Consider the following 24120-nt stretch of genomic DNA (forward strand, 5'->3'; position numbering starts at 1 on the left):
ATTGCGTTGCCTGACTATGTCAAGATCGAGAAGGGCCTCGGACCGGAGGGGCGGATTGCGGTGGTGCGGTTCGACCGCGGCGACGGCATCAACGCGCTGTCGCCGGAGGCGCTGCGCCAGCTCACCGCGGCCGCGCGCAGTTTTGAGGATGATTCCGCGACCTCTGTCGTGGTGCTGACAGGCAGCGCGGCTGCGTTCAGCGCCGGCTTCGACCTCAAGGATGCCGAAGGGCGCTCGCGCAAGGACATGGACCTCGGCACGCTGCGGCGGCATCTCAAGCTCGGACCCCGCCTGACTCACGCCTGGCAGGAGATGGAGCAGATCACGATCGTCGCCATCGAGGGCTTTTGCGTCGGCGGCGGCGTGGCGCTGGCCGTGGCGCTCGACTTTCGCGTCATGGGACGCGACGCCCATCTGCGCGTGCCCGAGATCGGGCTGGGCATGAACATGAGCTGGCAGAGCATTCCGCGCATGCTGCATCTGATCGGCCCGGCTCGGACCAAGCAGGCGGTGATCCTGGCCGATCAGCGCATCGGCGCGGATGAAGCCTATGAGTGGGGCCTGGTCGAGCAGGTGGTCGATCCCGGCCATGCGTTCGATGCCGCGATGGAGCTTGCGCGCAAGGTGGCAGCGCAGCCGCCGCTCTCCGTTGCCATGACGAAACTCACGGTCAACCGGCTGGCGCATGCGCTGGATAATCTCGCCAGCCACATGGACGTCGACCAGTTCGCCCTGGCAAGCCTTAGCGAGGACCACAAGGAGGGCGTCGAGGCGTTCCTGACGCGACGCAAACCGAAGTTCAGAGGGCGGTAGAAGCAGGCTCGGGCCATTGATTGCGCCGCGGACTATCCGTATACGCGGCGCTGGGACAAATAGGGCCGATCAACGGGCCGGCAGACGACAATGACGATCGAGGGGGAAGGCCCATGGCCGGTAGCTCGCAGGCGCCTGAGGCGAAAGGGTCTCGCTGGAAGCTGATCGCGCCGCTCGCGGTGTGGCTGGTGATCTATCTGTGGCCGGTGCCGGCAGGGCTCAACGTCAATCAGTGGCACTATTTTGCCGTCTTCGCGGCCGTTATCACCGGGCTCATCCTGGAATCGATGCCGGTCGGCGCGGTCGGCCTGATCGGGCTGACGGTTGCCGGCGTCGGCGGTTATATCGATCCCGATCCGACCAAGTCGCTGCGCTGGATGCTGGCGGGCTTTGCCGAGAGCACGGTCTGGCTGATCGTCGGCGCCTTCGTGTTCTCGATCGGGTACCGCAAGAGCCAGCTGGGCCGGCGTATTGCGCTCGTGCTGGTGCAAAAGCTCGGCACCAACACGCTCGGTCTCGGCTATGCGGTGGCGATGTCGGATTTCCTGCTGGCGCCGGCGACACCGTCCAACACCGCGCGCAGCGGCGGCATCGTCTATCCCATCATCAGCAACATCCCGCGCATCTACGGCTCCGAGCCTGGACCGACCGCCGGCAAGATCGGCACCTACGTGATGTGGACCGCGTTCGCGTCGACCGCCGTCACCAGCTCATTGTTTTTCACCGCGCTCGCGCCCAATGCAGCGGCGCTCGCCATCGCCAAGAAGACCGTCGGAATCGACGTCAGCTGGGCGCAGTGGTTTATGGGCTTTGCGCCGCTCGGCCTCCTCCTGATGGTGCTGGTCCCGCTGCTCAGCTACGCGGTCTGCCGTCCCGAGGTGAAGAGCAGCCCGGAAATTTCCGAATGGGCATCGAAGGAGCTCGCGGAGATGGGCCCGATGTCGCGCAATGAGTGGATCATGCTGGCGCTGATCCTGCTCGCGATGTTCCTGTGGATCGCGGGCTCGAGCCCGGACATCCGCGTGCCGCTTCTGGGCTCGAATTTCGTCAACGCCACTACCGTCGTGTTCATCGTGATCTCGCTGATGCTGGTGACGGGCGTGATCGAGTTTGCCGACATCGTCGCCGAGAAGGGCGCCTGGGAGGTGTTCTTCTACTTCACCTCGCTGCTGACGCTGGCCTCGGGCCTCAACGAGATCGGCTTCATCAAATGGTTCGCCACCGAATACGCAAAGCCGCTCGCCGGGCTGTCGCCGTCGACCGCGATGCTGCTGCTGGTCGCGCTGTTCTTCTGGATCCATTATTTCTTCTCGAGCATCACCTCGCATGCCGCCGCCGTGCTGCCCGTGGTGCTCGCGGTCGGATCCGGCATCCCCGACCTGCCGGTCACGACGCTCGCCATGCTCTGCATGTATTCGCTTGGCTTGATGGGCGTGATCTCACCTTACGCGACCGGGCCGGCGCCGATGTATTTCGGCAGCGGCTATATCGGCAAGGGTCAGTTCTGGGGTTTTGGGCTGATTTTCGGGGTGCTCTATTTCGCGGGGCTTCTGCTGATCGTATGGCCCTGGTTGCGGGTCACCTGAGCCGGGGCGAGGGCCAAGACGGCGGCAGATGAATTTTCTTCAGTGGGGAGAAATTTGGAAACTTCGTCCAACTCCCCGCAGATATCTGACATTGCCAGAGCGACCCGAAAGGGCGAAGGTGCGTGCTGCGATGCAGCGCTCCAGCCGAGTCCTCATCGCGTTTCACTCTCCGTCGCTTGATGCGACCGGTTCCCGGATGCCTCAGAGGCAAGCGGAACTATTGTGCATGAAGGCCGCCTCCATGAACGTCCACCCGTCGCTCGCGATCGGACAGCCGATCGAAACGCTTGACGCGATCCCAGGTCACGCGATCTCACCTGCCGCGACTGCGCCCGACGCGATGGTCCGCTTCGAAGGCATCTCGAAAACCTATCCGGCCTATCGCGGCAAGCCCGGCGTCAAGGCCCTGCAAAACATCGACTTCGCAATCCCGCGCGGTTCGATCACCGGCGTCATCGGCCGCTCCGGTGCCGGCAAATCTAGCCTGGTCCGGCTCATCAACGGACTGGAGAGGCCGACCACTGGCCGCGTCATCGTCGATAATAGAAATATCTCGGCGCTCGCAGGGCGCGACCTGCGGTTGGCGCAGCGCTCGATCGGCATGATCTTCCAGCACTTCAACCTGCTGTCCTCACGCACCGCAGCCGCCAATATCGCGCTGCCGCTCGAGATTGCCGGCTGGGCCAAAGCGGACATCAAAACCCGGGTCGCCGAGCTGCTAGCGCTGGTGGGCATCGCGGACAAGCACGACCGCTACCCGTCCGAACTCTCCGGCGGCCAGAAGCAGCGCGTCGGCATCGCGCGGGCCTTGGCGACGCGGCCGAGCGTGCTGCTGTCGGACGAGGCGACCTCGGCGCTCGATCCGCAGACCACGCGGGCGATCCTCGATCTGCTCGCGAACATCAACCGCGAACTGGGCGTGACCATCGTGCTGATCACCCACGAAATGTCCGTGGTGCGCCAGCTCGCCCGAGACGTCGTGGTGCTCGATGCCGGCCGCGTCGTCGAGAGCGGCCATGTCGCCGACATCTTCACTCACCCAAAGCATCCGATCACGCAATCCTTCCTGGCCGAAGTGATCGGAGACAGCCTGCCGGTGTCGCTGGCGAGCCGGATCGTTTCGCAGCCGCCTGCGGGCGGACAGGCCGTGATCCGCGTCCAGGTGCGCGGGGCAGGGGCCGGCGACACGCTGGTGGCGCGGCTGGCGCGCGAGCTCGGTCTCGACCTGTCGCTGCTGTCGGCCCGCATCGACGAGATCGGCGGCCAGCATGTAGGCTCGCTGACACTTGGTATCCCTCTCGGCATCTCCGGCGGCGAGGACGCGACGACGCGCACGCTGGCCTGGCTTTCACAACATCAATTCTCCGCGGAGCGTCTCGGCTATGTCGCCTGAACTCATCAACCTGATCGTCCAGGCGACCGGCGAGAGCCTGTACATGGTCGGGCTCGCCGCTCTGATCGGCACCGCCTTCGGCCTGCCGCTCGGCGTCTTTCTCGCGACCAGCCGGAAAGGCGAGCTGTTCGCGGCGCCCGTCGTCAATCGCGTGCTCGGCATCGTCGTCAACGCGACACGGTCTACGCCCTTCATCATTCTGGTCGTCGCCATCATCCCGTTCACGCGGCTGGTGGCCGGCACCTCGATCGGATCGACGGCCGCGATCGTGCCGTTGACGATCGCATCGGCACCCTTCATCGCGCGCCTGGTCGAGGCCGCGATCCGCGAGGTCGATGGTGGCCTGATCGAGACCGCATCCTCGTTCGGGGCCTCGCCGATGCAGATCGTGCTCAAGGTGCTGATCCCCGAAGCGCTGCCGGGTCTCCTGTTGGCGCTGACGCTCGCGGTGGTCAGCCTGCTCGGCTACTCCGCCATGGTCGGCGCCGTCGGAGGCGGGGGCCTCGGCGATCTCGGCATCCGCTACGGCTATCAGCGCTTCATGCCGGAGATGATGCTGGCCGTCGTCGTCGTGCTGATCGCGCTGGTGCAGCTGGTCCAGAGCGCTGGCGATTATCTCGCGCGCCGGGTCAATCGCCGGCTGCGACATCGCTGACGCCGTTCCAGACATTTCGAACAAGCAGGTTCTTGTCGATCTGGAAGCATTCCAAAGTTCGAGACACGACTGAGCGCATTCGTCGCACGCGTTGCGCACGCGTCTGGAGAAATTCTAACGCAGTTCCTATCGCACTCCGAAATCGCCTGCGTTAGGGCGAGGCATCAAAAACGATACCGGCGAAGCCGGCAGTGCGTGGGGCCTCGACAGACGTGACCGACTACCAACTTGCTTCGCGTGCCGACACGCGTTGTCGACAGATACAGATTCTCTTCCTCGGAGCGGCCAGCGCATTTGCTCTCGTCGTTCCCATCGGTGCCGTGGAGGCGCAGACGCAGATTCCCGCCGTCACCGTCGAAGCCCCGGCTCAGCGGGCCCGGCCTGCGGCGGTGGCCTCAACGCGACGGTCAGGCGCGACACGCACCGCGCGCGCCAATCGTCGCTCTCCGGCGCAGCAAGCCGCGCCAACCCAATCGGCATCATCAAACGGCGCCACCGGTGAACGCGCCAATGGTCCGGTGCGCGGTTTCGTTGCGACGCGCAGCGGCACCGCGACCAAGACGGATACGCCGCTGATCGAAACCCCGCAGTCCGTCTCCGTCGTCACGACCGACCAGGTCAGGAATCAGGGTGCGGTTTCGATTGGCGAGGCGTTGCGCTACACCGCCGGCGTCAGCGGCGACGTCAATGGCGGCTCCGACACCCGCTTCGGCGCCCTCCAGATCCGCGGCTTCGACACCACCATGTCGGGTCTCTACCTCGACGGCTTGCGGATTCCCTCCAGCAATTACGTGCACTTCAACGGCCTCGATCCCTACGGCGCCGAGCGTCTCGAGGTTCTCAAGGGCCCGTCCTCGGCGATGTATGGCGGTAGCGGCACCGGCGGCATCCTCAACTATGTGACCAAGCTGCCGACGGCGCAGCAATTCGGCGAGGTCTCGATCTCCGGCGGCAGCTTCAACCGTTATCAGGGCCAGTTCGACATGGGCGGTCCCGCCAACAAGGACGGCACCGTGCTGTGGCGCCTGACCGGCGTGGTGCGCGACGGCGAGACCCAGGTCGACTTCACCAAGGACAACCGCGTCTTCATCGCGCCCGCTGTCACCTTCAAGCCGAACGAGGACACCACCATCACGATCCTCGCCAACTACCAGCGCGACCGGGCCGGGTGGGGCCTTCAGTTCCTGCCGGCCTCGGGCACGGTTTGGCCGAACAACGGCCGCACCATCCCGGTCTCGTTCTTCGCGGGCGTGCCGAGCTTCAACGCGTTCAACACCGAAATCGCGACCGCCGGCTACCAGCTCTCGCACAATTTCACCGACAACATCACGTTCCGGCAGAATTTGCGCTACGCCTATCAGCACAACGAGGAGAAGGTGTTCTTCGGCGGAGGCTATACCGACGAGGCCGCGGGACAGCTCGCGCGTTTTGGCAGCTACAGCAACTCCTACATCAACTCCTTCGCGGTGGACAATCAGCTCCAGGGCAAGTTCACCACCGGCTTCCTCAGCCACACCACGCTGGTCGGGATTGACTATCGCAACACCACATTCCGCGACACCGCCTTTGGCGTCACCACGTCCGCGCCCGAGATCAACGTCTTCAACCCGGTCTACAGCTACGACTGGACCATGGGCGCCATGAGCGACGACACTGGCGTCAAGCAGTCGCAAGTCGGCCTCTACGCGCAGGACCAGATCAAGCTCGGCCGGCTCTCGTTCCAGCTCGGTGGCCGCCAGGATTTCGTGACGACGCAGGTCGACAGCGGAATCTTCAATACGTCCGTCGCGAAGGATGCATCGGCCTTCACCGGCCGCGCCGCATTGATGTACAATTTCGACAACGGCATCGCGCCCTATTTCAGCTATTCGGAATCGTTCCTGCCGGTGCTCGCCACCGGCCCGAGCGGACAGCTGCTCAATCCCGAGACCGGCGTGCAGTACGAGGTGGGCGTCAAGTACCAGCCGATCGGCTGGAACGCGCTGTTCACCTTCGCCGCCTTCGACCTGACGCGCGACAACGTCGTTACCTTTGCGCCTCCGCTCAACATTGCCGAACAGACCGGGCAAGTAAAATCGCGCGGCCTTGAGCTCGAAGGCACGATGTCGCTCGCCGACGGCTGGAACCTGCGCGCGGCCTATGCCTATGTCGATGCAATGGTCACGCAGGATCCGGTCAATGTCGGCAAGGCGCCGGTCACCGTGCCGCTCAACCGCGCCTCGCTGTGGAACGACTACACGCTTCAGACCGGGCCGCTCGCGGGCCTGCAGTTCGGCGGCGGCGTCCGCTATGTCGGCGCGACCTGGGGCGATGACGCCAACACGTTCAAGGTCGGATCGTCGACCGTGCTGGACGCGCTGCTCGCCTACACAAGGGACAATTGGCGGCTATCGCTGAACGTCACCAACCTCGCCGACACCCGTTATGTCGCCGCCTGCTACAGCCTGTCGGGCTGCTTCTACGCGGAGGGACGCAAGGCCATCGGCAAGCTGACGTATCGGTGGTGAGTTGAAATGAGGACGATGAGGCTCCACGAGAGGTCGTCATGGCCGGGCTTGTCCCGGCCATCCACGATCTTTCACGCGGCACTAAGAACGTGGATGCCCGGGACAAGCCCGGGCATGACGTTGCGGAAGATTCGGCACTCACACACTTTGCTCGTGTACTTGGCGAGATCTGAATGATGAGAGCGATATTCGGCAAGCTGCATCGCTGGGCGGGACTGCTGACGGCCGGATTCCTGTTCTTCTCCGGCATCACCGGGGCGATCATCTCCTGGGACCATGAGATCGATGAGGTCCTGAACAGCCATCTGTTCGACGTCAGCAGCAAAGGCCCGGCGATTCCCTCGATCGATCTCGCCAAGACGATCGAGCAGCGCGATCCCCGCGCGCGCGTGGTCTACCTGTTCATGACGCCGGAGGAGGGCCACTCGCTGTGGTTCTTCGTCATGCCCAGGATCGATCCCGCGACCGGCAAGCGCTACGCGCTCGACTACAATCAGATCTTCCTCGATCCCAACACCGGAGCGGAGCTCGGCCGGCGCTATTGGGGTGCGGTCTGGCCGGTGACGCGCGAAAACTTCGTCTCGTTTCTCTACAAGCTGCACTACACCATGCACATCCCGGAATTCTGGGGCAGCGATCGCTGGGGCATGCGCGTGCTCGGCGTGATCGCCATCATCTGGACCATCGACTGCTTCGTCGGCTTCTACCTGACGCTGCCCTCGCGCCGGAGCGCCAGGGCGGCGCGGGCGCCGCAAGTCGCGCGCCAGCTCGAACGCGGCTTCTGGGCGCGCTGGGCGCCGGCGTGGACCATCAAGACTTCGGGCAGCGCCTACCGGATCAATTTCGACATCCATCGCGCTTTCAGCCTGTGGACCTGGGGCGTGCTGTTCATCATCGCCTTCACGGCGTTCTCGCTGAACCTCTATTTCGAGGTGTTCTCGCCGCTGATGAAGATGGTGTCGAACTACACGCCGACGCCTTATGAGCAGCGGCCATATCGCGATCTTGACGACCCCATCGAGCCCAAGGTCAGCTTCGCCGACATCGTCGCGCGCGCGGCGGCCGACGGCAAAGGGCGAGGGTGGACCGTCCCAGTCGGCTCGGTCAATTACGGCCCGGCCCATGGTGTCTATGCCGCGGCCTTCTTCCATCCGGGCGACGATCACGGCGCGGGCGGCGTCGGCCCGGCGCAGCTCTATTACGACAGCGAGGACGGCCGTCCGATCGGCGAACGGCTGCCCTGGGTCGGCACCGCCGCCGACATCTTCGTGCAGGCGCAATTTCCGTTGCATTCGGGCCGCATCGTCGGGCTGTTCGGCCGCATCCTGATCTCGATCATGGGGCTGGTCGTGGCGGCGCTCTCGGTTACCGGAGTCGTGATCTGGTGGCGCAAGCGCCGCGCCCGTATCCGCGTCCGCGAGACGGCGGCGACGCGCCCGAGCCGGCAGCAACTGACGCCGGCGGAGTAGGGCTCCTGGCCGCTCGCGGATGAACCTTCCCGCACGGCACCGGCACAAAGACTGGAGATCAGACCCAGCCCTGTCGGAAATCACATGAGATCGCTCGCCTTGCTCTGCCTGCTCGTTTTCGCCGCGCCCGCACATGCGGCTGGCCCGGAGCAGCATTATCTCGACCTGCGCGACCGCTACATCGCAAAGTTCTCGAAAGCCGCGGAGAACGACGAGACCTATAAGCAGCACGATGAGGCGCTCAAGGAGTTGACGGACGTCCTGCGCGGCCTGGTGGGCGCCGTCGCGATCAAGGGACTGCCGGCCGACGGCAAGACCAACGCGGACACGCTCTTCAAGGGCGACTCCGGTTTCGGCCATCTCGACGGCCTCGGCTTCGCGTCCGAAGGCGACAAGATGCAGGCCGTCGTGACCACCACCCCGCTGCTCAAGCACTGGCTGCGCGAACACCGCGAGGACGGCATGCCGCAGGAGATTGGCGCCGCATTCAAGTCGGATCGCTTCTACTATCAGGCCATCCAGGACTCCGCCTTCGCCAAATACGCCGAGCTGCCGATCACGAAGCCCGCGGGCACAAGCGCGGCGGTTGCGGTACTGGGCGTCCGCGGCAACGGCGATCTGAAGGGACCGCCGCATGAAATCGACGTCGTCGCAATCCAGGGCGACAAGGTCTTCTTTCTCGCCGCAAGCGAGGCGGTGAAGACGGCTGAGATCCCGGCCTGCGAAAGGGTCTGGAAGCAGATGATGGCCAAACCCATCGACAAGACAGACCCCCGCGGCGACATCACCCGCGAAGACAACGCAATGACCGCGTACACGGCGTGCTTCGCCAAGGAGGCACCAAGCCAGAGCTGGTATGCGACGGCGGTCAAGAAAGCGCAGAGCCAGCTGGAGTCGCTGCCGCTGCGCTAGAACGATCATCCAATTACCTTCGAGAGCTACAGCGTTGCGCGCGGCGCCATCGCTCGAAAATGCGCAATCGGAAATTGCAGCTCGTCCCGCAGATTCAACCGAGGCCCGAGCAGCGCGAAACGCTCCAAGCCGCATCGACGAGGTCATCGGCAACACCGTTCGCGGATTCGGCGACGACCGTGGAACTCGGTCCCGCCGAGGGGGTTGCATTGCGGTTGGAACCGAACGGGTAGAACACTTGAATCGCCGACAATTCCTGGAAGCCTCGGCATTGACGCCATTGGCAACGCTACTACCTGGCGCAGTGTCTGCGCCATCGGCGGCGGAGTTGCCGTTTGGCCCCTCTTATGTCCGCGAGCTTGCCCGCAATTTGGCGAGTAAGCCCTTTGCGCCACCAGAGGAAAAGGTCCCGGACGCGCTCAAGGATCTCACCTACGATCAGTACCGATCAATTCGCTTTCTGCCGGAGCGCGCGGCTTGGCGCAGCGAGAAGCTGCCCTTCGAAGTCCAGTTTTTTCACCGCGGGTTCTTTTATAAGAACAAGGTCGACATTTACGAGGTCTCCGGCGGACGAGCCGTACCGATCAGGTACCGGCGCGAGGATTTCGCATTCGGCGACAATATCGGCCAGGTACCGGACGTCGATCTCGGATTTGCCGGCTTTCGCATCCACGCCCCGATCAATCGGGCCGACTATTACGACGAGGTTTGCGCCTTTCTCGGCGCCAGCTACTTCCGTGCGGTTGCCAAAGGCGAGACCTACGGCCTGTCCGCGCGCGGTCTGTCGATCGATACCGGCGAGAGCAAGGGAGAGGAATTTCCCGTCTTCAAGGCCTTCTGGCTCGAGAAGCCCGCGCCGGGTGCCACATCCGTCGTGGTACATGCGCTGCTCGACAGCAAGAGCGCTACGGCAAGCTATCGCTTCACGATCAGGCCAGGCGCTCCGACGGTTTCTTCGACGTGGAAATGTCGCTCTATCCGCGGATCGAGCTGCAACATGCCGGCCTGGCGCCCATGACGAGCATGTTCTTTTTCGGTCCGAACGACCGGCACGATGTCGACGATTTCCGCCCTGCCGTGCACGATTCCGATGGGCTTGCCGTGTTCAACGGAAAGGGCGAGCAACTCTGGCGTCCGCTCAACAACCCACGCGATCTGCAGGCCAGCACATTCAATGACCTAAATCCGCGCGGCTTCGGTCTGATGCAGCGGGAGAGAAATTTCTTTGCCTACGAGGACATCGAATCGCGCTTTGAGCGTCGCCCGAGCCTCTGGGTCGAACCGATTGGAGATTGGGGAGAGGGCAGTGTGGTCCTGTTTGAGATCCCGACCAAGGAGGAAGTTCACGACAACATCGCCGCCTTCTGGCGCCCGAAAACGCCTCTCCAGGCCAAGAGCGAAAACAACTACACCTACCGCCTGCACTGGGGTCCGGACGCGCCAAAGCCCAATTCCCTGGCCCGATTCACCCGCACAGGCGTTGGCGCGCGGGGCGACGACAGCAAATTGTTCGTGCTCGAGCTCGTCGGCGACGGAATGAAGGCGGTCGATCCCAACAAGGTGAGGGGAGCCGTCAGCGCTGACAAATCCGAGATCAAGAACGTCGTCACGCAGCCAAACCCGGAAACCGGGGGCTGGCGCCTGAGTTTTCAATGCGCCGTGAAGGACGCGCCTATCGAGTTGAGGGCGGTCTTGATGCAAGGCGATCAAGCCATCTCTGAAGTCTGGGTTTACCGATGGGCGCCCTGACGCCGTCACCCGCGCTTTCGCCTGAGCTCGGCATTCGGTATCTTCCCGATGAAACGCCTCTCCCGATGCTGCCCTGCCGATTGGAAGCGACCAATCGTGCCTATCCGGCGCGACTAGGGACCACCCCTGCCGTTGCAGCGCGGCGCCTGTTCATTCTCGGCGGAACGGTCGCGATCACCGCTGCGGGCGCCTTTGAGATGTACGATGTTCTCAAGGTTGGGGGTGTCACGGTCCTCGAAGGCATGGTGTTTGGGCTGTTTCTCGTGCTGCTCGCCTGGATCGCGTTTTCGTTCGTCTCTTCAGTAGCCGGTTTTTTTGTGCTCCTGCGGGGCCGCCCGGATGTGCTGTCAATTAACACCCACGGTTCGCTGCCCGCGATCAACGGCCGAACGGCAATGCTGTTGCCGACCTACAACGAGGATCAGCACCACCTCATGGCGCGACTCCGCGCCATGTACGAGTCGGTCGGCGAAACCGGACAGGCCCCGTTGTTCGATTGGTTTCTGCTCAGTGACACCACAGATCCGGACATCTGGATTGCCGAGGAGCTTGCGTTTCTAGACCTGCAGCGCAACTGCGGTTCAGGCCATCTCTATTATCGTCACCGCTCCGACAACACCGCCCGAAAGTCCGGCAACATCGCCGAATGGGTGAGGCGGTTCGGTGGCGCCTACGACTACATGATCATTCTCGACGCGGACAGTCTGATGAGCGGAGAGACCATCGTTCGGCTGGCGGGCGCGATGGAAGCGAACCCGCAAGCCGCGCTGATTCAGACGCTTCCGATCGTGGTCAATGCGCGAACCCTGATCAGTAGGCTCCAGCAGTTCTCGGGTCGGTTGTACGGTCCGCTGATCGCGGCCGGGAACGCCTGGTGGCACGCCTCAGAGGGCAACTACTGGGGACACAATGCCATCATCAGGGTGCAAGCTTTTGCGCAAGAGGCCGGCTTGCCCGAATTGCGCGGGAGGAAGCCTTTCGGCGGGCACATCCTCAGCCATGATTTTGTGGAAGCCGCACTGATGCGGCGGGCGGGGTGGGGGATTTTCATGGCGCCCGATCTCGGTGGGAGTTTCGAGGAGGTGCCACCGTCGCTATTGGATTTCGCCGCGCGTGACCGCCGCTGGTGTCAGGGCAATCTCCAGCACCTTGCCGTTCTGCCGGCGCGAGGCCTGCACTGGGTCTCCAGGCTTCACCTGCTGACCGGGATCGGCTCCTATCTCACCGCGCCCCTGTGGCTGCTGTTTCTATTGCTCGGAATCCTGATCTCCTTGCAGGCCTATTTCGTCAAGCCGGAGTACTTTCCCAAGGGCTTCTCGTTGTTTCCAACGTGGCCCGCACAGGACCCCGTGCTCGCCGCCTGGGTCTTTGCCGCGACGATGGGGCTCCTCATCGTCCCCAAATTGCTGGCCTACCTCGTTTTGCTCACCAGGCGTGCGGAACGGCAGGCATTCGGCGGCGGATTTCGCGTGCTGCTGGCGGTGGTCGGCGAGAGCCTGCTTGCCGCCTTGATCGCCCCATCCATGATGATCTTTCAATCCACCGCCGTTGCGGAGATCCTGCTGGGGCGTGATGCGGGCTGGCAAGTGCAACGGCGAAGCGATGGCAGGATCACGCGCGATGAAGTCTATCGTAAATTCACGGTGCCGACCCTATGCGGTCTGGCTATGGCGGCAAGCGCCTATGCCGTGTCGCTTCCGCTGCTGCTCTGGATGTCTCCGGTGATCATCGGCCTGGTTTGCGCCATTCCGATCGGTCTCGTCACGTCGACGGCACCGCGAATGGCGCACCTGTTTGCGACCCCCGAGGACAATCGCGCGCCGGCACTGCTGCAGAGGGCGAGAGAGCTTGCCGGCCTGGATCGGATCCAGGCACGCGGGGCTCTGATCGAACTCCGACAGAACCCCGCGTTGCTGGGACCGCACATGCAGTCCCTCGAAACGCCGCCTCGCAAATCGGGCCAGATCGACATAGATCTCGCGATTGGCCGGGCCAAGATCGAGCAGAGCGACGATTTCGAGGAAGTCGTCAGCAGCCTCAGCGCGCGCGAGACCCTTGCCGTGCTGAAGCACCGACAGGCCCTCGAGCAAGTCATGCGAATGCCGCGAGCTACCGCTTCTGCGGATGTCTAGGTCATCGCGTTGTAGGTGAGGACGTTGACCCACCCGGTGGTGCTCAGGCAGAGGGCGAGATTTCTGCTGTGAGCGCGGTGGGTGGTGCCAGCCTACAGCGCATTGCCCCCCAAATTCCACCCACGACCGCCCTCGCCAAAGATCTCGTAACCCGTCGCCGTCACCGCAACCGTGTCCTCGAGCTTGATGAACCCGCGCTTCGGATGCTTCATCGTGGTCTCGATCGACACCACCATGCCTGTTTCGAGCGGCAGCCGGGCGTCGGTGTCGTCATAGGGGATCGGGCCCTTGGCGGTCAGGCGAGGGGCCTCGTGGCTGACGAGACCCATGCCGTGAGCTAAAAACTCCGTGCAGTCGTGCTGGCTGACCTTCGCGAGCTGCCGCTCGGCCGCGACGTAGATGTCACCGCCCATGGCGCCCGGCCGCACCGCAGCGAAGGCGGCGCGCTGGACCGCTTCGATCTCGGCCAGACAGTCCTTCAGCTCGGTATCGGGATCGCCGAGCACCGCCATGCGCGCGAGATCGCCGATATAGCCGTGATAATTGCCGCCGGAATCCAGCGACAGCACGTCACCTTGCTCCCAGCGCTGCGCCGACGGCGCCCGGTTGTGGCTGTTGCCGCAGGCGAGCAGACAGTATTCGAAGGTCAGCCCGCGATTGGCTTCGGCGATGCGCAAGGCGTCCGACAATTGCTGCTTGGTCGTGCCCGGGCCGTGTCCGGCGATCACCGCCAGCATCGAGGCGATCACCAGTTCGGACGCCGTCTTGAGTTTTGCCAGCTCCTCCGCCGACTTGACCGCCCGCAGCCGCTCCAGCACCAGCAGCGCGTCCTTGAGCTCGGCGCCGGGCAGGGCGTCACTGAGCGCCCGGCCCGCATCCATCGGCAGGAACGCCATCTCGACCCCGACCCGCTTCAGGGGCACGCCGGCGTCGCGGATCAGGCTGACGGCCCGCGTGATCGCATCGACCGAGCCGTTGGACTCGGTCCGGACCTGCGCAATCCATGGCGGCGCGACGGCGCGCTGATGGGTCTCCAGCCGGTGCCCGACATAGACCGCGTGCTCCGGTGCGCCCTTGGGATAGATCAGGACCGGCAGATAGCGGCTGACGCCCAGCGCATCCATGTAGTCGAAGAAGATCGCGCGCTCGGCACCCAGGAGGTACTGCACATTGTGCTTGGAGGTCGCGACCAGGACGTCGAGACCGGCCGCCTCCATCAGGCGGTCGAGCTTGGCCGCATCGAATGGAATGGCGCGCGAGCGCTCTGCGCGGGCGACGTTCTCCTGCATGACGAACCTCCAATGCTGCCGTCGGCATCAACCGCTGCGTCGGTTTGCCCGGGGCTTGTTTGGCACCAAGTGTGATCCGAAAGAGGGGTTCTGGGTAGCCACGGAGTTATCTGGCCTGATCTGCACGGCCATATCCGCGATTCGCATAAGGTATATTATGGAATATATTTATATACAATCAGATCAGCTATTTAGCCAGAATTCCTCTCATCGGACCTTCGTTCCTCGTCCTTTTCCAAACCGGCCGTCGCACGTCGTTCCGACTTTCGGCGGCTACTGTGCATGGGGTTGTTTTTCGGTTTTTGAATCCGGCCGATGCCTCCGAAAGCCGATATTGCCGTGATGATGTCCGGCTGCAATAAGCGAAGCTTCGCGAGATCGCAGATGACCTTCTGACCGTCCGTCCGTATAGGTTTGCATCTCAGAACAACAACAAACTTTCCGAGGAAGCAGACCCATGAGCTTTTCCCGCCGCACGCTTCTCAAGGCCTCAGCCGCCACCGCGGTCCTGGGCGGTCTCAGTGCGCCCCATGTGGCCCGCGCCCAGAGCGCCGAGTTCACCTACAAATACGCCAACAACCTGCCGGACACCCATCCGCTGAACGTGCGCGCCAAGGAGATGGCGGCGGCGATCAAGGCCGAGACAGGCGGCAAGTTCGACCTCCAGATCTTCCCGAACAACCAGCTCGGGTCCGACACCGACATGCTGAGCCAGATCCGGTCCGGCGGCGTCGAGTTTTTCACGCTGTCGGGGCTGATCCTGTCGACCCTGGTGCCGGCGGCCTCCATCAACGGCATCGGCTTCGCGTTCCCGGACTACGGCACGGTCTGGAAGGCCATGGACGGCGATCTCGGCGCCTTTGTCCGCGGCGAGATCAAGAAGGCCGGTCTCGAGGTCATGGACAAGATCTGGGACAACGGCTTCCGCCAGACCACGTCGTCGAGCAAGCCGATCACCGGTCCGGACGACCTCAAGGGCTTCAAGATCCGCGTGCCGGTGTCGCCGTTGTGGACCTCGATGTTCAAGGCGTTCGATGCGGCGCCCGCCTCGATCAATTTTGCCGAGGTCTATTCCGCGCTGCAGACCAGGATCGTCGAGGGCCAGGAGAACCCGCTGGCGATCATCTCGACCGCCAAGCTCTACGAAGTCCAGAAATACTGCTCGCTCACCAACCACATGTGGGACGGCTTCTGGTTCCTGGCCAACCGCAAGGCATGGAGCAGCCTGCCCGAGGATGTGCGCACCATCGTCGCCAAGAACATCAATGCCGCAGCGCTTAAGGAACGTGAGGACACCGCCAAGCTCAATGCCAATCTGCAGCAGGAGCTCGCGGGCAAGGGCCTGACCTTCAACCAGCCCGCGGTCGCGCCGTTCCGCGACAAGCTGCGGTCCGCCGGCTTCTATGCCGAGTGGAAGGGCAAATATGGCGACCAGGCCTGGGACCTGCTGGAAAAGGCCGTCGGCAAGCTGTCGTAACGCGTTGGAGCCGTCATGGCTCATGTCGAGGTCGAAGTGAGCGGAGTAGCGGGCGAGGCGACTGTTCGGTCCCCTCGCCGACCTTCGTTGCTGGCCTCGACGGAGCGCGCGCTCGGCCTCCTCGTCGAAATCCCGGCGGCGATTTTGGTCGTCGCCGAGATCGCGATCCTGTTTGCCGGCGTGGTCGCGCGCTACGGCCTGCACCGGCCGCTGATCTGGTCGGACGAGCTCGCCTCGATCCTGTTCCTGTGGCTCGCCATGCTGGGCGCGGCGGTGGCGTTCCGCCGCTCCGAGCACATGCGCATGACCGCGGTCGTCGCCAGTGCCAAGCCGGCCACGCGGGCCTGGCTCGATCTCGTGGCGACCTGCGCGGCGCTGGCCTTCCTGGCGCTGATCGTCTGGCCGTCCTGGGACTACGCCTACGAGGAAAGCTTCATCACCACGCCGGCGCTCCAGATCTCCAATATGTGGCGCGCCGCGGCGCTGCCGGCTGGCGTCTGCCTGATGGCAGTGTTCGCGCTGTTGCGGCTGCTGCGCGCAGCCGATTACCGCATGGTGCTGACGGCCGCGGTCGCCGTTGCCGTCGTCGTCGGCTTGTTCTGGCTGGCGCAGCCTTATTTGCGGCCGCTCGGCAATCTCAACCTCTTCATCTTCTTCGTCGGGGTCGCCGGCTTCTGCGTCTTTGCCGGCGTTCCCATCGCGTTCGGCTTCGGGCTCGCGATTTTCGGCTATCTGGCACTGACCACGCGCACGCCGGTCATGGTGCTGGTCGGCCGGATGGACGAGGGCATGAGCCACCTCATCTTGCTCTCGGTGCCGCTGTTCGTATTTTTGGGGCTCCTGATTGAAATGACCGGCATGGCACGGGCCATGGTGGCGTTCCTAGCGAGCCTGCTCGGCCATGTCCGCGGCGGACTGCATTACGTCCTTGTCGGCGCGATGTACCTGGTCTCCGGCATCTCCGGCGCCAAGGCGGCCGACATGGCGGCGGTCGCGCCCGTGCTGTTCCCGGAGATGAAGCAGCGCGGCGCCAAGCCCGGCGATCTCGTCGCGCTTCTTGCGGCCACCGGCGCGCAGACCGAGACCATTCCGCCGAGCCTCGTGCTGATCACGATCGGATCGGTCACCGGCGTCTCGATCGCCGCTTTGTTCACCGGCGGCCTGCTGCCCGGGGTCGTGCTGGCGATCACGCTGTGCATGCTGGTGTGGTGGCGCTACCGCCACGAGGACATGAGCCATGTCCGCCGCGCCACAGGCGGCGAGATCGGCAAGACCTTCGTCATCGCCCTGCCCGCGCTCGCGCTGCCCTTCGTGATCCGCTACGCCGTGGTCGAAGGCATCGCGACCGCCACCGAAGTCTCCACCATCGGCATCGTCTATGGCGCCCTGGTCGGCCTCCTCGTCTACCGCCGCTTCGACTGGCGGCGGCTGTTTCCGATGCTGGTCGAGACCGCTGCGCTGTCCGGCGCGATCCTGCTGATCATCGGCACGGCCACCGGCATGGCCTGGGGACTGACGCAATCAGGCTTCTCGCGCTCGCTGGCATCCGCCATGACCGGACTGCCGGGCGGCGCGGCGACCTTCATCGCCGTCTCGATCCTGGCCTTCACCATCCTCGGCAGTGTGCTGGAGGGCATCCCCGCGATCGTGCTGTTCGGGCCGCTGTTGTTTCCGATCGCGCGCGCCGTCGGCGTCCACGAAGTGCACTATGCCATGGTAATCATTCTCGCCATGGGTATCGGGCTATTCGCCCCGCCCTTCGGGGTCGGCTATTATGCCGCCTGCGCCATCGGACGCGTCGATCCGGCCGAAGGCATCAGGCCGATCTGGGGTTATCTGCTGGCGCTGCTGGTAGGATTGATCGTCGTCGCCGTGTTTCCGTGGATCTCCATCGGATTCCTGTAAGCCGGCGCGTGAGGGAGGTGTCGATGAGCGAGCGGCAGAACCAGTACAATATCGGCCTCGACAAGACGCCCGCCAACTACGTGCCGCTGAGCCCGTTGAGCTTCCTCGCACGCAGCGCCGCGGTCTATCCCGATCATGTCAGCACGGTCTACGAGGGGCGCAGCTTCACCTGGCGCGAGACCCATGAGCGCTGCAAGCGCTTTGCTTCGTATCTTGCCGGCAAGGGGATCGGCGTCGGCGACACTGTCGCTGCGATGCTGCCGAACATTCCGGCGATGAACGAGGTGCATTTCGCCGTCCCCATGACGGGCGCCGTGCTCAACGCGCTGAACATCCGGCTCGATGCGCCTTCGATCGCATTTCAGCTCGACCATGGCGGCGCAAGGATCATTCTGGTCGACCCCGAGTTTTCCGGCGTGATCACCGATGCGCTTGCGCAGATGAGCGGTCCAAAACCGTTCGTGATCGACGTCGACGACGCCGCCTTCAAGGGCGGCAGGCGCATCGGCGAGATCGAGTACGAGACAGCCGTCGCGCAAGGCGATCCCGATTTCACCACCATCCCGCCGAAGGACGAATGGGACGCGATCGCGCTGAGCTACACCTCGGGCACGACGGGAAATCCCAAGGGCGTCGTCACCCATCATCGCGGCGCCTATCTGAATGCCGTCAGCAACATCCTCGCGGGCCAGCTCGGCCAGCATCCGGTCTATCTCTGGACGCTGCCGATGTTCCACTGCAACGGCTGGTGCTTCCCTTGGACCATTGCGGCGGCTGCCGGCATCAATGTCTGTCTGCGCAAGGTCGAGCCGACAAAGATCTTCGAGCTGATCAAGCAGCATGGCGTCACCCACATGTGCGGCGCGCCGATCGTCTATAACACGCTGATCAACGCACCCGATGCGCCGAAGGGTGGTGCCGCGCGCCGGGTCGTCGGGCTGATCGCCGGTGCCGCGCCGCCGGTCGCGGTGCTCGAAGGCGCCGAGAGCATCGGGATCAAGCTGACGCACGTCTACGGCCTGACCGAGGTCTACGGCCCCGCCTCCGTCTGCGCCGAGCAGCCAGGCTGGGATGATCTGCCCGCAGCCGAGCGCGCCAGCTTGAAGCGGCGGCAGGGCGTGCCCTACCCGCTCGAGGAAGGCGTCACCGTCATCGACCCGCAGACCATGAGGCAGGTGCCGCGCGACGGCGAGACCATCGGCGAAGTCATGTTCCGCGGCAACATCGTGATGAAGGGCTACCTCAAGAACGAGAAGGCGACGAAGGAAGCCTTCGAAGGCGGCTGGTTTCACACCGGAGACCTCGGCGTGCTCGACGCGCACGGCTACGTCATCATCAAGGATCGCTCCAAGGACATCATCATCTCCGGCGGCGAGAACATTTCCTCTGTCGAGGTCGAGGACATCCTTTACAAGCACCCCGCCGTGCTGTTCGCCGCCGTGGTCGCAAAGCCCGATCCGAAATGGGGCGAAGTGCCCTGCGCCTTCGTCGAGCTGAAGGACGGCGCGAGCGCGAGCGAAGCCGACATCATCGCCTTCTGCCGCTCGCATATGAGCGGCTTCAAGACGCCGAAAGCCGTCGTGTTCGGGCCGATCCCGAAAACGTCGACGGGAAAGATCCAGAAATTCCTGCTGCGCAACGAAGCGGGATCGGCGAAGGCGATCTCGGCCTGAGCCGTTTCCATGAGTCTGCCAGCGCATTGAGAGGCCCCTGCCGTCCTAATTGCTTGATAAAGCTGAACAGGCAAGGCAACTTCCAGCCGGAATCGCCGACATCAATCCGGCGACCCATCCCGCCCAGCCTTCGCCGGTGAAGGCAAAGCTCCCCATTTGAGGCTCTATGGCAGCCACGCCCGCCGACAAGTTGAAGAACTTTCGCATCCGCCGCGCGCCAAAAGGCGGCCGCAAGGCAGCGCCGGGCCCGGACATCGAAGGAAAAATCCTCGATGCGGCAGAGTTCGTCTTTGGGCATTTCGGCTTTCGCGGAGCGACGACGGCACTGATCGCTAAAAAAGCATCGATCGCGAAACCCCACATTTACTATTATTTCGAAGACAAGGAGGATCTGTATCGCGCGGTACTGGAACGTGCGATGAACATGTGGGCCCGAGACATGGACAGTCTCGACATGACGTCCAACGCCGAGACCATCCTCGTGCGCTACATCAGCAGGAAGATCGATTTCTCGCGAGATCACCCGCATCTGTCGCGCATCTATGCCAACGAAATCATCAGCGGCGCTCAATTCATCGGCAGCTTCATCGAAAAAGTCTCGACCCCGTTGCTGCTCGACAAGGTCAAGACGCTCGAGCAATGGACCGCCAGCGGGGCGATTCGGCCGATCAGCGCTGTCGATCTTTTCTTCTGCATCTGGGCGATGACCCAAGCCTATGCGGATTATTCCAGCCAGATGATCATCATGAAGGGCAAGAGACAGCTCGAAGAGGCCGACTACACCGCGGCCAAGGCGACGATCGTCCAGCTCGTTCTCGGCGGACTTGGTCTTTCGGGCTCTGCCGAAGCTGGCGCCTAGCCCCTTGTTCGGCCGCCCGTTTTTCGCGAGCCGACCTGTTTCCCCCCTCTCCGCCATTACGCTCACGCGCGGGACATCCTAACCAGAACCGCACTGGATTTCCGGTTGCAGCGAGGCGTTTTGCGCCGGTAACCGGCGCCAAATCGAAAATTCGTGTTTGTAAAACTATTTTATCGATCGTAAAATCATTTTATCGATCGTTATAAAATGGCATGTCGCTTGCTTCGACCCGATCTACCGCAAAGTGCGAGCACCACCGCAGGGACGGCGGCTTCCAACGCGCCGTTGCCCTGCGCCAGCAAATCCGAGGTAGAGGACATGTCATCCAACAGCGGCGACGTTCCCACGCTGATCATCACCGGCGCCCATCCAAAGCTTTACAATCACGACCTTGCTCCAACCGCGCCTGAGGGCCGAACCTGGGGTGTCTTCAGCCTGTTTGCGATGTGGATGTCGGACGTCCATTCGGTGGGCGGCTACACGTTCGCGGCGAGCCTGTTCTTTCTCGGCCTGACCGGCTGGCAGGTGCTGATCTCCATGCTGGTTGGTATCACGGCGGTCTACTTCCTGATGAACCTGATCGGACGGCCCTCGCTACGCTACGGCATTCCGTTCCCGGTCGTGGCCCGCATCTCGTTCGGGGTGATGGGCGCCAATCTCGCCGCCATGGTGCGGGGCGTCGTCGGTATTGTCTGGTACGGCGTGCAGACCTACTTCGCCTCGAAGGCGGTGCAAGTCTTGATCGTCACTCTGATGCCGTCGGCCGCCGATCTCACGCACAACAGCATCGCCGGCCTGTCGACGCTCGCATGGTTCAGCTTCCTTTTCATGTGGCTGTTCCAGCTTCTCATCTTCCTGAGCGGGATGGAGCGCATCCGCCGCTTCATCGATTTCTGCGGACCCGTGGTCTACGTCGTCATGTTCGCGCTGGCGATCTGGATGTTATGGCAGGCCGGTTTCTCGAGCCTGTCTCTTCAACTCAGCCCGCCGGCCGCCACAACCGCGGCAACGATTGGCGTGATGGCGAATGCCGCGATGCTGATCGTGGCCTACTTCTCGGCGCTCCTGCTCAATTTCGGCGACTTCGCCCGGTTCGGCAAGGATGAGCAAGCCATGAAAACGGGCAATCTGCTCGGGCTTCCCGTCAACTTCCTAGTCTTCTCGATCATCACAGTGATCGTGACGGCCGGTACGCTGAAGGTGTTTGGGGAGGCGATCATGGATCCAGTGCTGATCGTGGAGAAGATCGGTAATCCATTCGTCGTCATTATCGGATCGATCACGTTCATCGTCGCAACGATGGGCATCAACATCGTCGCGAACTTCGTTTCGCCGGCTTACGACATCTCCAACCTGAATCCTCAGCGCATCAATTTCAGGCTGGGAGGCCTTATCACGTCGATCCTGTCGGTCCTCGTCTGCCCCTGGCTGTTCGTGGCCAGCCCATCGGCTATCACGCTGTTCGTCAGCATCTTCGGCTCTGCGCTCGGGCCCATGTTCGGCATCATGATCGCCGACTACTATCTCGTGAAGAAGCAGATCGTCGTGCTGGAGGACCTCTATACGATGTCGCCAGCCGGTGAATTCCATTACGACGGCGGCTGGAACTACAAGGCACTGATTGCACTTGCGGTATCCGGCACTCTGTCGATCGGGCTCTCGCTGGCAGGCGCCTATGGACTGATCTTCAACGTCGGCGACTGGGGATGGCTGATCGGGGCCATCGCCGGCGGATTGATCTACCGAGCCCTCTCGAAGGAGCAGAGGCCGGTTTCCGTCATTGTCGGGGCGGGCGAATGACGTTCGAAGTTGCGGGTCCACCGCCATGTCGGCGGCGCCCCCGCAATACTCTTAGCATGCGCGTTCGGTCGAACGCGCATGCTATCCAGATACGACGTTGCGATGATCGGTGGCGATATCGTTACCTGCGGCGAGCCCCTTCGCTGGTCTGGACTGGATGCAGGTCTGCAACCGCTTCCTCCAGGATGGTAGCAACCTCCAACAGCGAGATCACCAAGCGCGGCGTCCGCCTCAGCCTGTCGTCGATCGCGGCGGCGAACAGGTCGTTCCGCTTCCGGCTACCGAGCAACCGCCATCGTCCAAAGGCGATCTTGTGGACGTTCCCGGAAACATATCCGACCGAGGCCCATAATTGCTCGGATTCCAGCAGGAGCTCGCCGGCCATCCGATCCATCACGGTGACGATCGCGAGCAGATCATCGGTCACGGTCGCCAGACCCACCGCGCGGCTGCCCGGATTATCGGCATGTGAACTCCACTCGCTTGCGGTCTTCGATAATGGCCTGGCCTGCAATCCGGCGAGCTTGTCCACCAGCGCAGCGAACCGCGAACGGGCCGCGCGGACGATATCTTCCAGGAAAGACAGATTGGTCTGCGCCGACCCCGACATGGCGTGCGGTTTGATCGTCTTAAAGTACATCAATGCTCCCGGAGGCAACCAACGTGAATTTGAACCGTCGCCTAGATCTAAGGTCATCCGACCCGAGGTGCTTGAACGTCCTGAGCCACGATTGATCGAAACCGGCCTGGAAGGAAATCAGGCAAGGGCATCAAAACCGAACGCAGAGTGGGTTGGTCGTGTTCGGCCGCGCATTGGAGACACATCATGACCGATGATGGCCTCTACGGCGACCGGCTTGCGAAGCTATTTCCAATGATCAGCGAGCCGAGCTCGAGCCTCGTCAAGTCGCTACAAAAGGGAACGTTCGCCGCGGTGCGGATGGCATATTCCGGACCGGTCGGCGATCCGACGCTGCCGTCGCCTCCGGACGAGGCCTTCGCACTTTGCCTTCGGCTGCAGTATCAGAGAGCCGAGTCGTGGCTGGATGGTCGATCCGCACCTAAGGGCGCCTTGAAGGACGAGACGAGCATCTACGATCTGCGATGTGAAACGGTCGTTCACTTCCGCGATCCCTTTGACTTTCTCTACCTGTATCTGCCGCACGGCACGCTCAATGAATTGGCGAACCAGCTTGATCTTGGTCGCGTCGAATATGACGTTGGCGCGGGCGCGAATTTCCTGGATCCTGTCATGGCTCATCTGGGTGCTTGCCTTCTGCCGGCGCTCGAAAGACCGCATGAGGCCAACGAGCTTTTCGTGGGCCACGTCGCGATGGCGCTCAACACGCATTTTCTCAAGACGTATGCCGTCGGCCAACCTCGCAATCGCTCTTACCGCAGCGGATTGGCGCCATGGCAACTTCGGACGGCGAAGGCACTCCTTCGCGCAAATCTCGATGGCGAGATCGCGTTGGCCCGAATTGCCGCTGAGTGCGGCGTGTCAGCCGCCCACTTCGCCCGAGCTTTCAGAGTCAGCACAGGAACGCCGCCGCATCGATGGTTGATCAATCAGCGGATCGAGCAAAGCAAGAGCCTGCTGGCAAGCTCGCCGCTGTCGCTCACGGAAATTGCCGTCAAATGCGGCTTCGCGGATCAAAGTCATTTTACCAGAGTGTTCTCGGCGGCAACGGGTGCCACGCCAGGACGCTGGCGACTGGTCCGCAAAGCTTAATCCCGGATGACCATGTCCAGGAACGCAGCAGCCGTGTCGCCGGCGCGAGGCTTTCGGCTCGGCTCCCCGTGCGCTCCCACCGGCAAGGCCGTGCTGCGTTAGGCCTGGTGATCTTGCCTGCTGGTCAATGCCGCTGATGCGGGAGAGACCTTCCGCTCGCGTCGCGAGA

Annotated in this window: 17 protein-coding genes and 1 pseudogene; 16 read left to right on the plus strand and 2 right to left on the minus strand. The window is 63.2% G+C overall.

What is annotated here, in order from left to right; all coding sequences use genetic code 11:
* The first annotated feature begins 6 nt into the window (after positions 1-6).
* The 10 genes and pseudogenes from AC0L20_RS32300 to mdoH all read left to right on the plus strand — a co-directional run bounded on the left by AC0L20_RS32300 (position 7) and on the right by mdoH (position 13216).
* Positions 7-813, plus strand: coding sequence for an enoyl-CoA hydratase/isomerase family protein (locus tag AC0L20_RS32300; protein ID WP_473294588.1), 807 nt, complete (start codon positions 7-9; stop codon positions 811-813).
* 113 nt (positions 814-926) lie between these two features.
* Positions 927-2399 carry a DASS family sodium-coupled anion symporter gene (locus tag AC0L20_RS32305; RefSeq protein WP_473294589.1) on the plus strand — a complete coding sequence of 491 codons (1473 nt, stop codon included), beginning with the start codon at positions 927-929 and terminating at the stop codon, positions 2397-2399.
* A 226-nt stretch (positions 2400-2625) separates the two neighbouring features.
* Positions 2626-3792, plus strand: coding sequence for a methionine ABC transporter ATP-binding protein (locus tag AC0L20_RS32310; RefSeq protein WP_473294590.1), 1167 nt, complete (start codon positions 2626-2628; stop codon positions 3790-3792).
* Positions 3782-4447 carry a methionine ABC transporter permease gene (locus AC0L20_RS32315; protein WP_106943594.1) on the plus strand — a complete coding sequence of 222 codons (666 nt, stop codon included), beginning with the start codon at positions 3782-3784 and terminating at the stop codon, positions 4445-4447. Before AC0L20_RS32310 ends, AC0L20_RS32315 begins: the two co-directional genes overlap by 11 nt.
* A gap of 212 nt (positions 4448-4659) precedes the next feature.
* Positions 4660-6954 carry a TonB-dependent siderophore receptor gene (locus tag AC0L20_RS32320; protein ID WP_473294591.1) on the plus strand — a complete coding sequence of 765 codons (2295 nt, stop codon included), beginning with the start codon at positions 4660-4662 and terminating at the stop codon, positions 6952-6954.
* 38 nt (positions 6955-6992) lie between these two features.
* Positions 6993-7127, plus strand: a complete 135-nt coding sequence (locus tag AC0L20_RS32325; protein WP_473294592.1) for a hypothetical protein — start codon at positions 6993-6995, stop codon at positions 7125-7127.
* A gap of 3 nt (positions 7128-7130) precedes the next feature.
* Entirely contained in the window at positions 7131-8423 is a 1293-nt protein-coding gene (gene fsrB / locus AC0L20_RS32330) for a siderophore utilization protein FsrB (protein WP_473294648.1), read from the plus strand.
* An 84-nt stretch (positions 8424-8507) separates the two neighbouring features.
* Positions 8508-9335 carry a hypothetical protein gene (locus AC0L20_RS32335; protein WP_473294593.1) on the plus strand — a complete coding sequence of 276 codons (828 nt, stop codon included), beginning with the start codon at positions 8508-8510 and terminating at the stop codon, positions 9333-9335.
* A 238-nt stretch (positions 9336-9573) separates the two neighbouring features.
* Positions 9574-11084: pseudogene (locus AC0L20_RS32340) on the plus strand (glucan biosynthesis protein G).
* The gene (gene mdoH / locus AC0L20_RS32345; protein WP_473294594.1) at positions 11072-13216 is read left to right on the plus strand and encodes a glucans biosynthesis glucosyltransferase MdoH; all 2145 of its coding nucleotides are present in this window, start codon (positions 11072-11074) and stop codon (positions 13214-13216) included. The pseudogene AC0L20_RS32340 and the gene mdoH overlap by 13 nt, the downstream one beginning before the upstream one ends.
* 92 nt (positions 13217-13308) lie before the next feature.
* On the opposite strand, the gene AC0L20_RS32350 is transcribed toward mdoH, so the two are convergent.
* A complete protein-coding gene (locus AC0L20_RS32350) occupies positions 13309-14505 on the minus strand; it encodes a M24 family metallopeptidase (RefSeq protein ID WP_473294595.1) in 1197 nt (398 codons plus the stop codon).
* Positions 14506-14962: 457 nt separating this feature from the next.
* Between AC0L20_RS32350 and AC0L20_RS32355 the strand changes: the two genes are divergently transcribed.
* The 5 genes from AC0L20_RS32355 (at position 14963) to AC0L20_RS32375 (ending at position 22219) form a co-directional block, all read left to right on the plus strand.
* Entirely contained in the window at positions 14963-15982 is a 1020-nt protein-coding gene (locus tag AC0L20_RS32355; protein ID WP_027517958.1) for a TRAP transporter substrate-binding protein, read from the plus strand.
* Between the two features lie 15 nt (positions 15983-15997).
* Entirely contained in the window at positions 15998-17887 is a 1890-nt protein-coding gene (locus tag AC0L20_RS32360; protein ID WP_473294596.1) for a TRAP transporter large permease, read from the plus strand.
* Between the two features lie 23 nt (positions 17888-17910).
* On the plus strand, positions 17911-19560 hold the full coding sequence (locus AC0L20_RS32365; RefSeq protein ID WP_473294597.1) for an acyl-CoA synthetase: 1650 nt from the start codon (positions 17911-17913) through the stop codon (positions 19558-19560).
* A 166-nt stretch (positions 19561-19726) separates the two neighbouring features.
* A complete protein-coding gene (locus tag AC0L20_RS32370) occupies positions 19727-20419 on the plus strand; it encodes a TetR family transcriptional regulator C-terminal domain-containing protein (RefSeq protein WP_473294598.1) in 693 nt (230 codons plus the stop codon).
* 318 nt (positions 20420-20737) lie between these two features.
* Positions 20738-22219, plus strand: coding sequence for an NCS1 family nucleobase:cation symporter-1 (locus AC0L20_RS32375; protein WP_473294599.1), 1482 nt, complete (start codon positions 20738-20740; stop codon positions 22217-22219).
* 121 nt (positions 22220-22340) lie between these two features.
* Here the strand turns inward: AC0L20_RS32375 and AC0L20_RS32380 are convergent, their stop codons facing one another.
* Positions 22341-22859, minus strand: coding sequence for a hypothetical protein (locus AC0L20_RS32380; protein ID WP_473294600.1), 519 nt, complete (start codon positions 22857-22859; stop codon positions 22341-22343).
* Between the two features lie 186 nt (positions 22860-23045).
* On the opposite strand from AC0L20_RS32380, the gene AC0L20_RS32385 reads away from it, so the two are divergent.
* On the plus strand, positions 23046-23951 hold the full coding sequence (locus AC0L20_RS32385) for a helix-turn-helix transcriptional regulator (RefSeq protein ID WP_473294601.1): 906 nt from the start codon (positions 23046-23048) through the stop codon (positions 23949-23951).
* The last annotated feature ends 169 nt before the right edge of the window (positions 23952-24120 follow it).

The organism is Bradyrhizobium sp. Kon58 (genome assembly GCF_055807455.1).

Bases quoted from the DNA above. Each gene is read 5' to 3' on its own strand.
- AC0L20_RS32305 (WP_473294589.1), top strand. From the start codon at position 927: ATGGCCGGTAGCTCGCAGGCGCCTGAGGCGAAAGGGTCTCGCTGGAAG.
- AC0L20_RS32310 (WP_473294590.1), top strand. From the start codon at position 2,626: ATGAAGGCCGCCTCCATGAACGTCCACCCGTCGCTCGCGATCGGACAG.
- AC0L20_RS32315 (WP_106943594.1), top strand. From the start codon at position 3,782: ATGTCGCCTGAACTCATCAACCTGATCGTCCAGGCGACCGGCGAGAGC.
- AC0L20_RS32325 (WP_473294592.1), top strand. From the start codon at position 6,993: ATGGCCGGGCTTGTCCCGGCCATCCACGATCTTTCACGCGGCACTAAG.
- fsrB (WP_473294648.1), top strand. From the start codon at position 7,131: ATGAGAGCGATATTCGGCAAGCTGCATCGCTGGGCGGGACTGCTGACG.
- AC0L20_RS32335 (WP_473294593.1), top strand. From the start codon at position 8,508: ATGAGATCGCTCGCCTTGCTCTGCCTGCTCGTTTTCGCCGCGCCCGCA.
- mdoH (WP_473294594.1), top strand. From the start codon at position 11,072: ATGGGCGCCCTGACGCCGTCACCCGCGCTTTCGCCTGAGCTCGGCATT.
- AC0L20_RS32350 (WP_473294595.1), bottom strand. From the start codon at position 14,505: ATGCAGGAGAACGTCGCCCGCGCAGAGCGCTCGCGCGCCATTCCATTC.
- AC0L20_RS32355 (WP_027517958.1), top strand. From the start codon at position 14,963: ATGAGCTTTTCCCGCCGCACGCTTCTCAAGGCCTCAGCCGCCACCGCG.
- AC0L20_RS32360 (WP_473294596.1), top strand. From the start codon at position 15,998: ATGGCTCATGTCGAGGTCGAAGTGAGCGGAGTAGCGGGCGAGGCGACT.
- AC0L20_RS32365 (WP_473294597.1), top strand. From the start codon at position 17,911: ATGAGCGAGCGGCAGAACCAGTACAATATCGGCCTCGACAAGACGCCC.
- AC0L20_RS32370 (WP_473294598.1), top strand. From the start codon at position 19,727: ATGGCAGCCACGCCCGCCGACAAGTTGAAGAACTTTCGCATCCGCCGC.
- AC0L20_RS32375 (WP_473294599.1), top strand. From the start codon at position 20,738: ATGTCATCCAACAGCGGCGACGTTCCCACGCTGATCATCACCGGCGCC.
- AC0L20_RS32380 (WP_473294600.1), bottom strand. From the start codon at position 22,859: ATGTACTTTAAGACGATCAAACCGCACGCCATGTCGGGGTCGGCGCAG.
- AC0L20_RS32385 (WP_473294601.1), top strand. From the start codon at position 23,046: ATGACCGATGATGGCCTCTACGGCGACCGGCTTGCGAAGCTATTTCCA.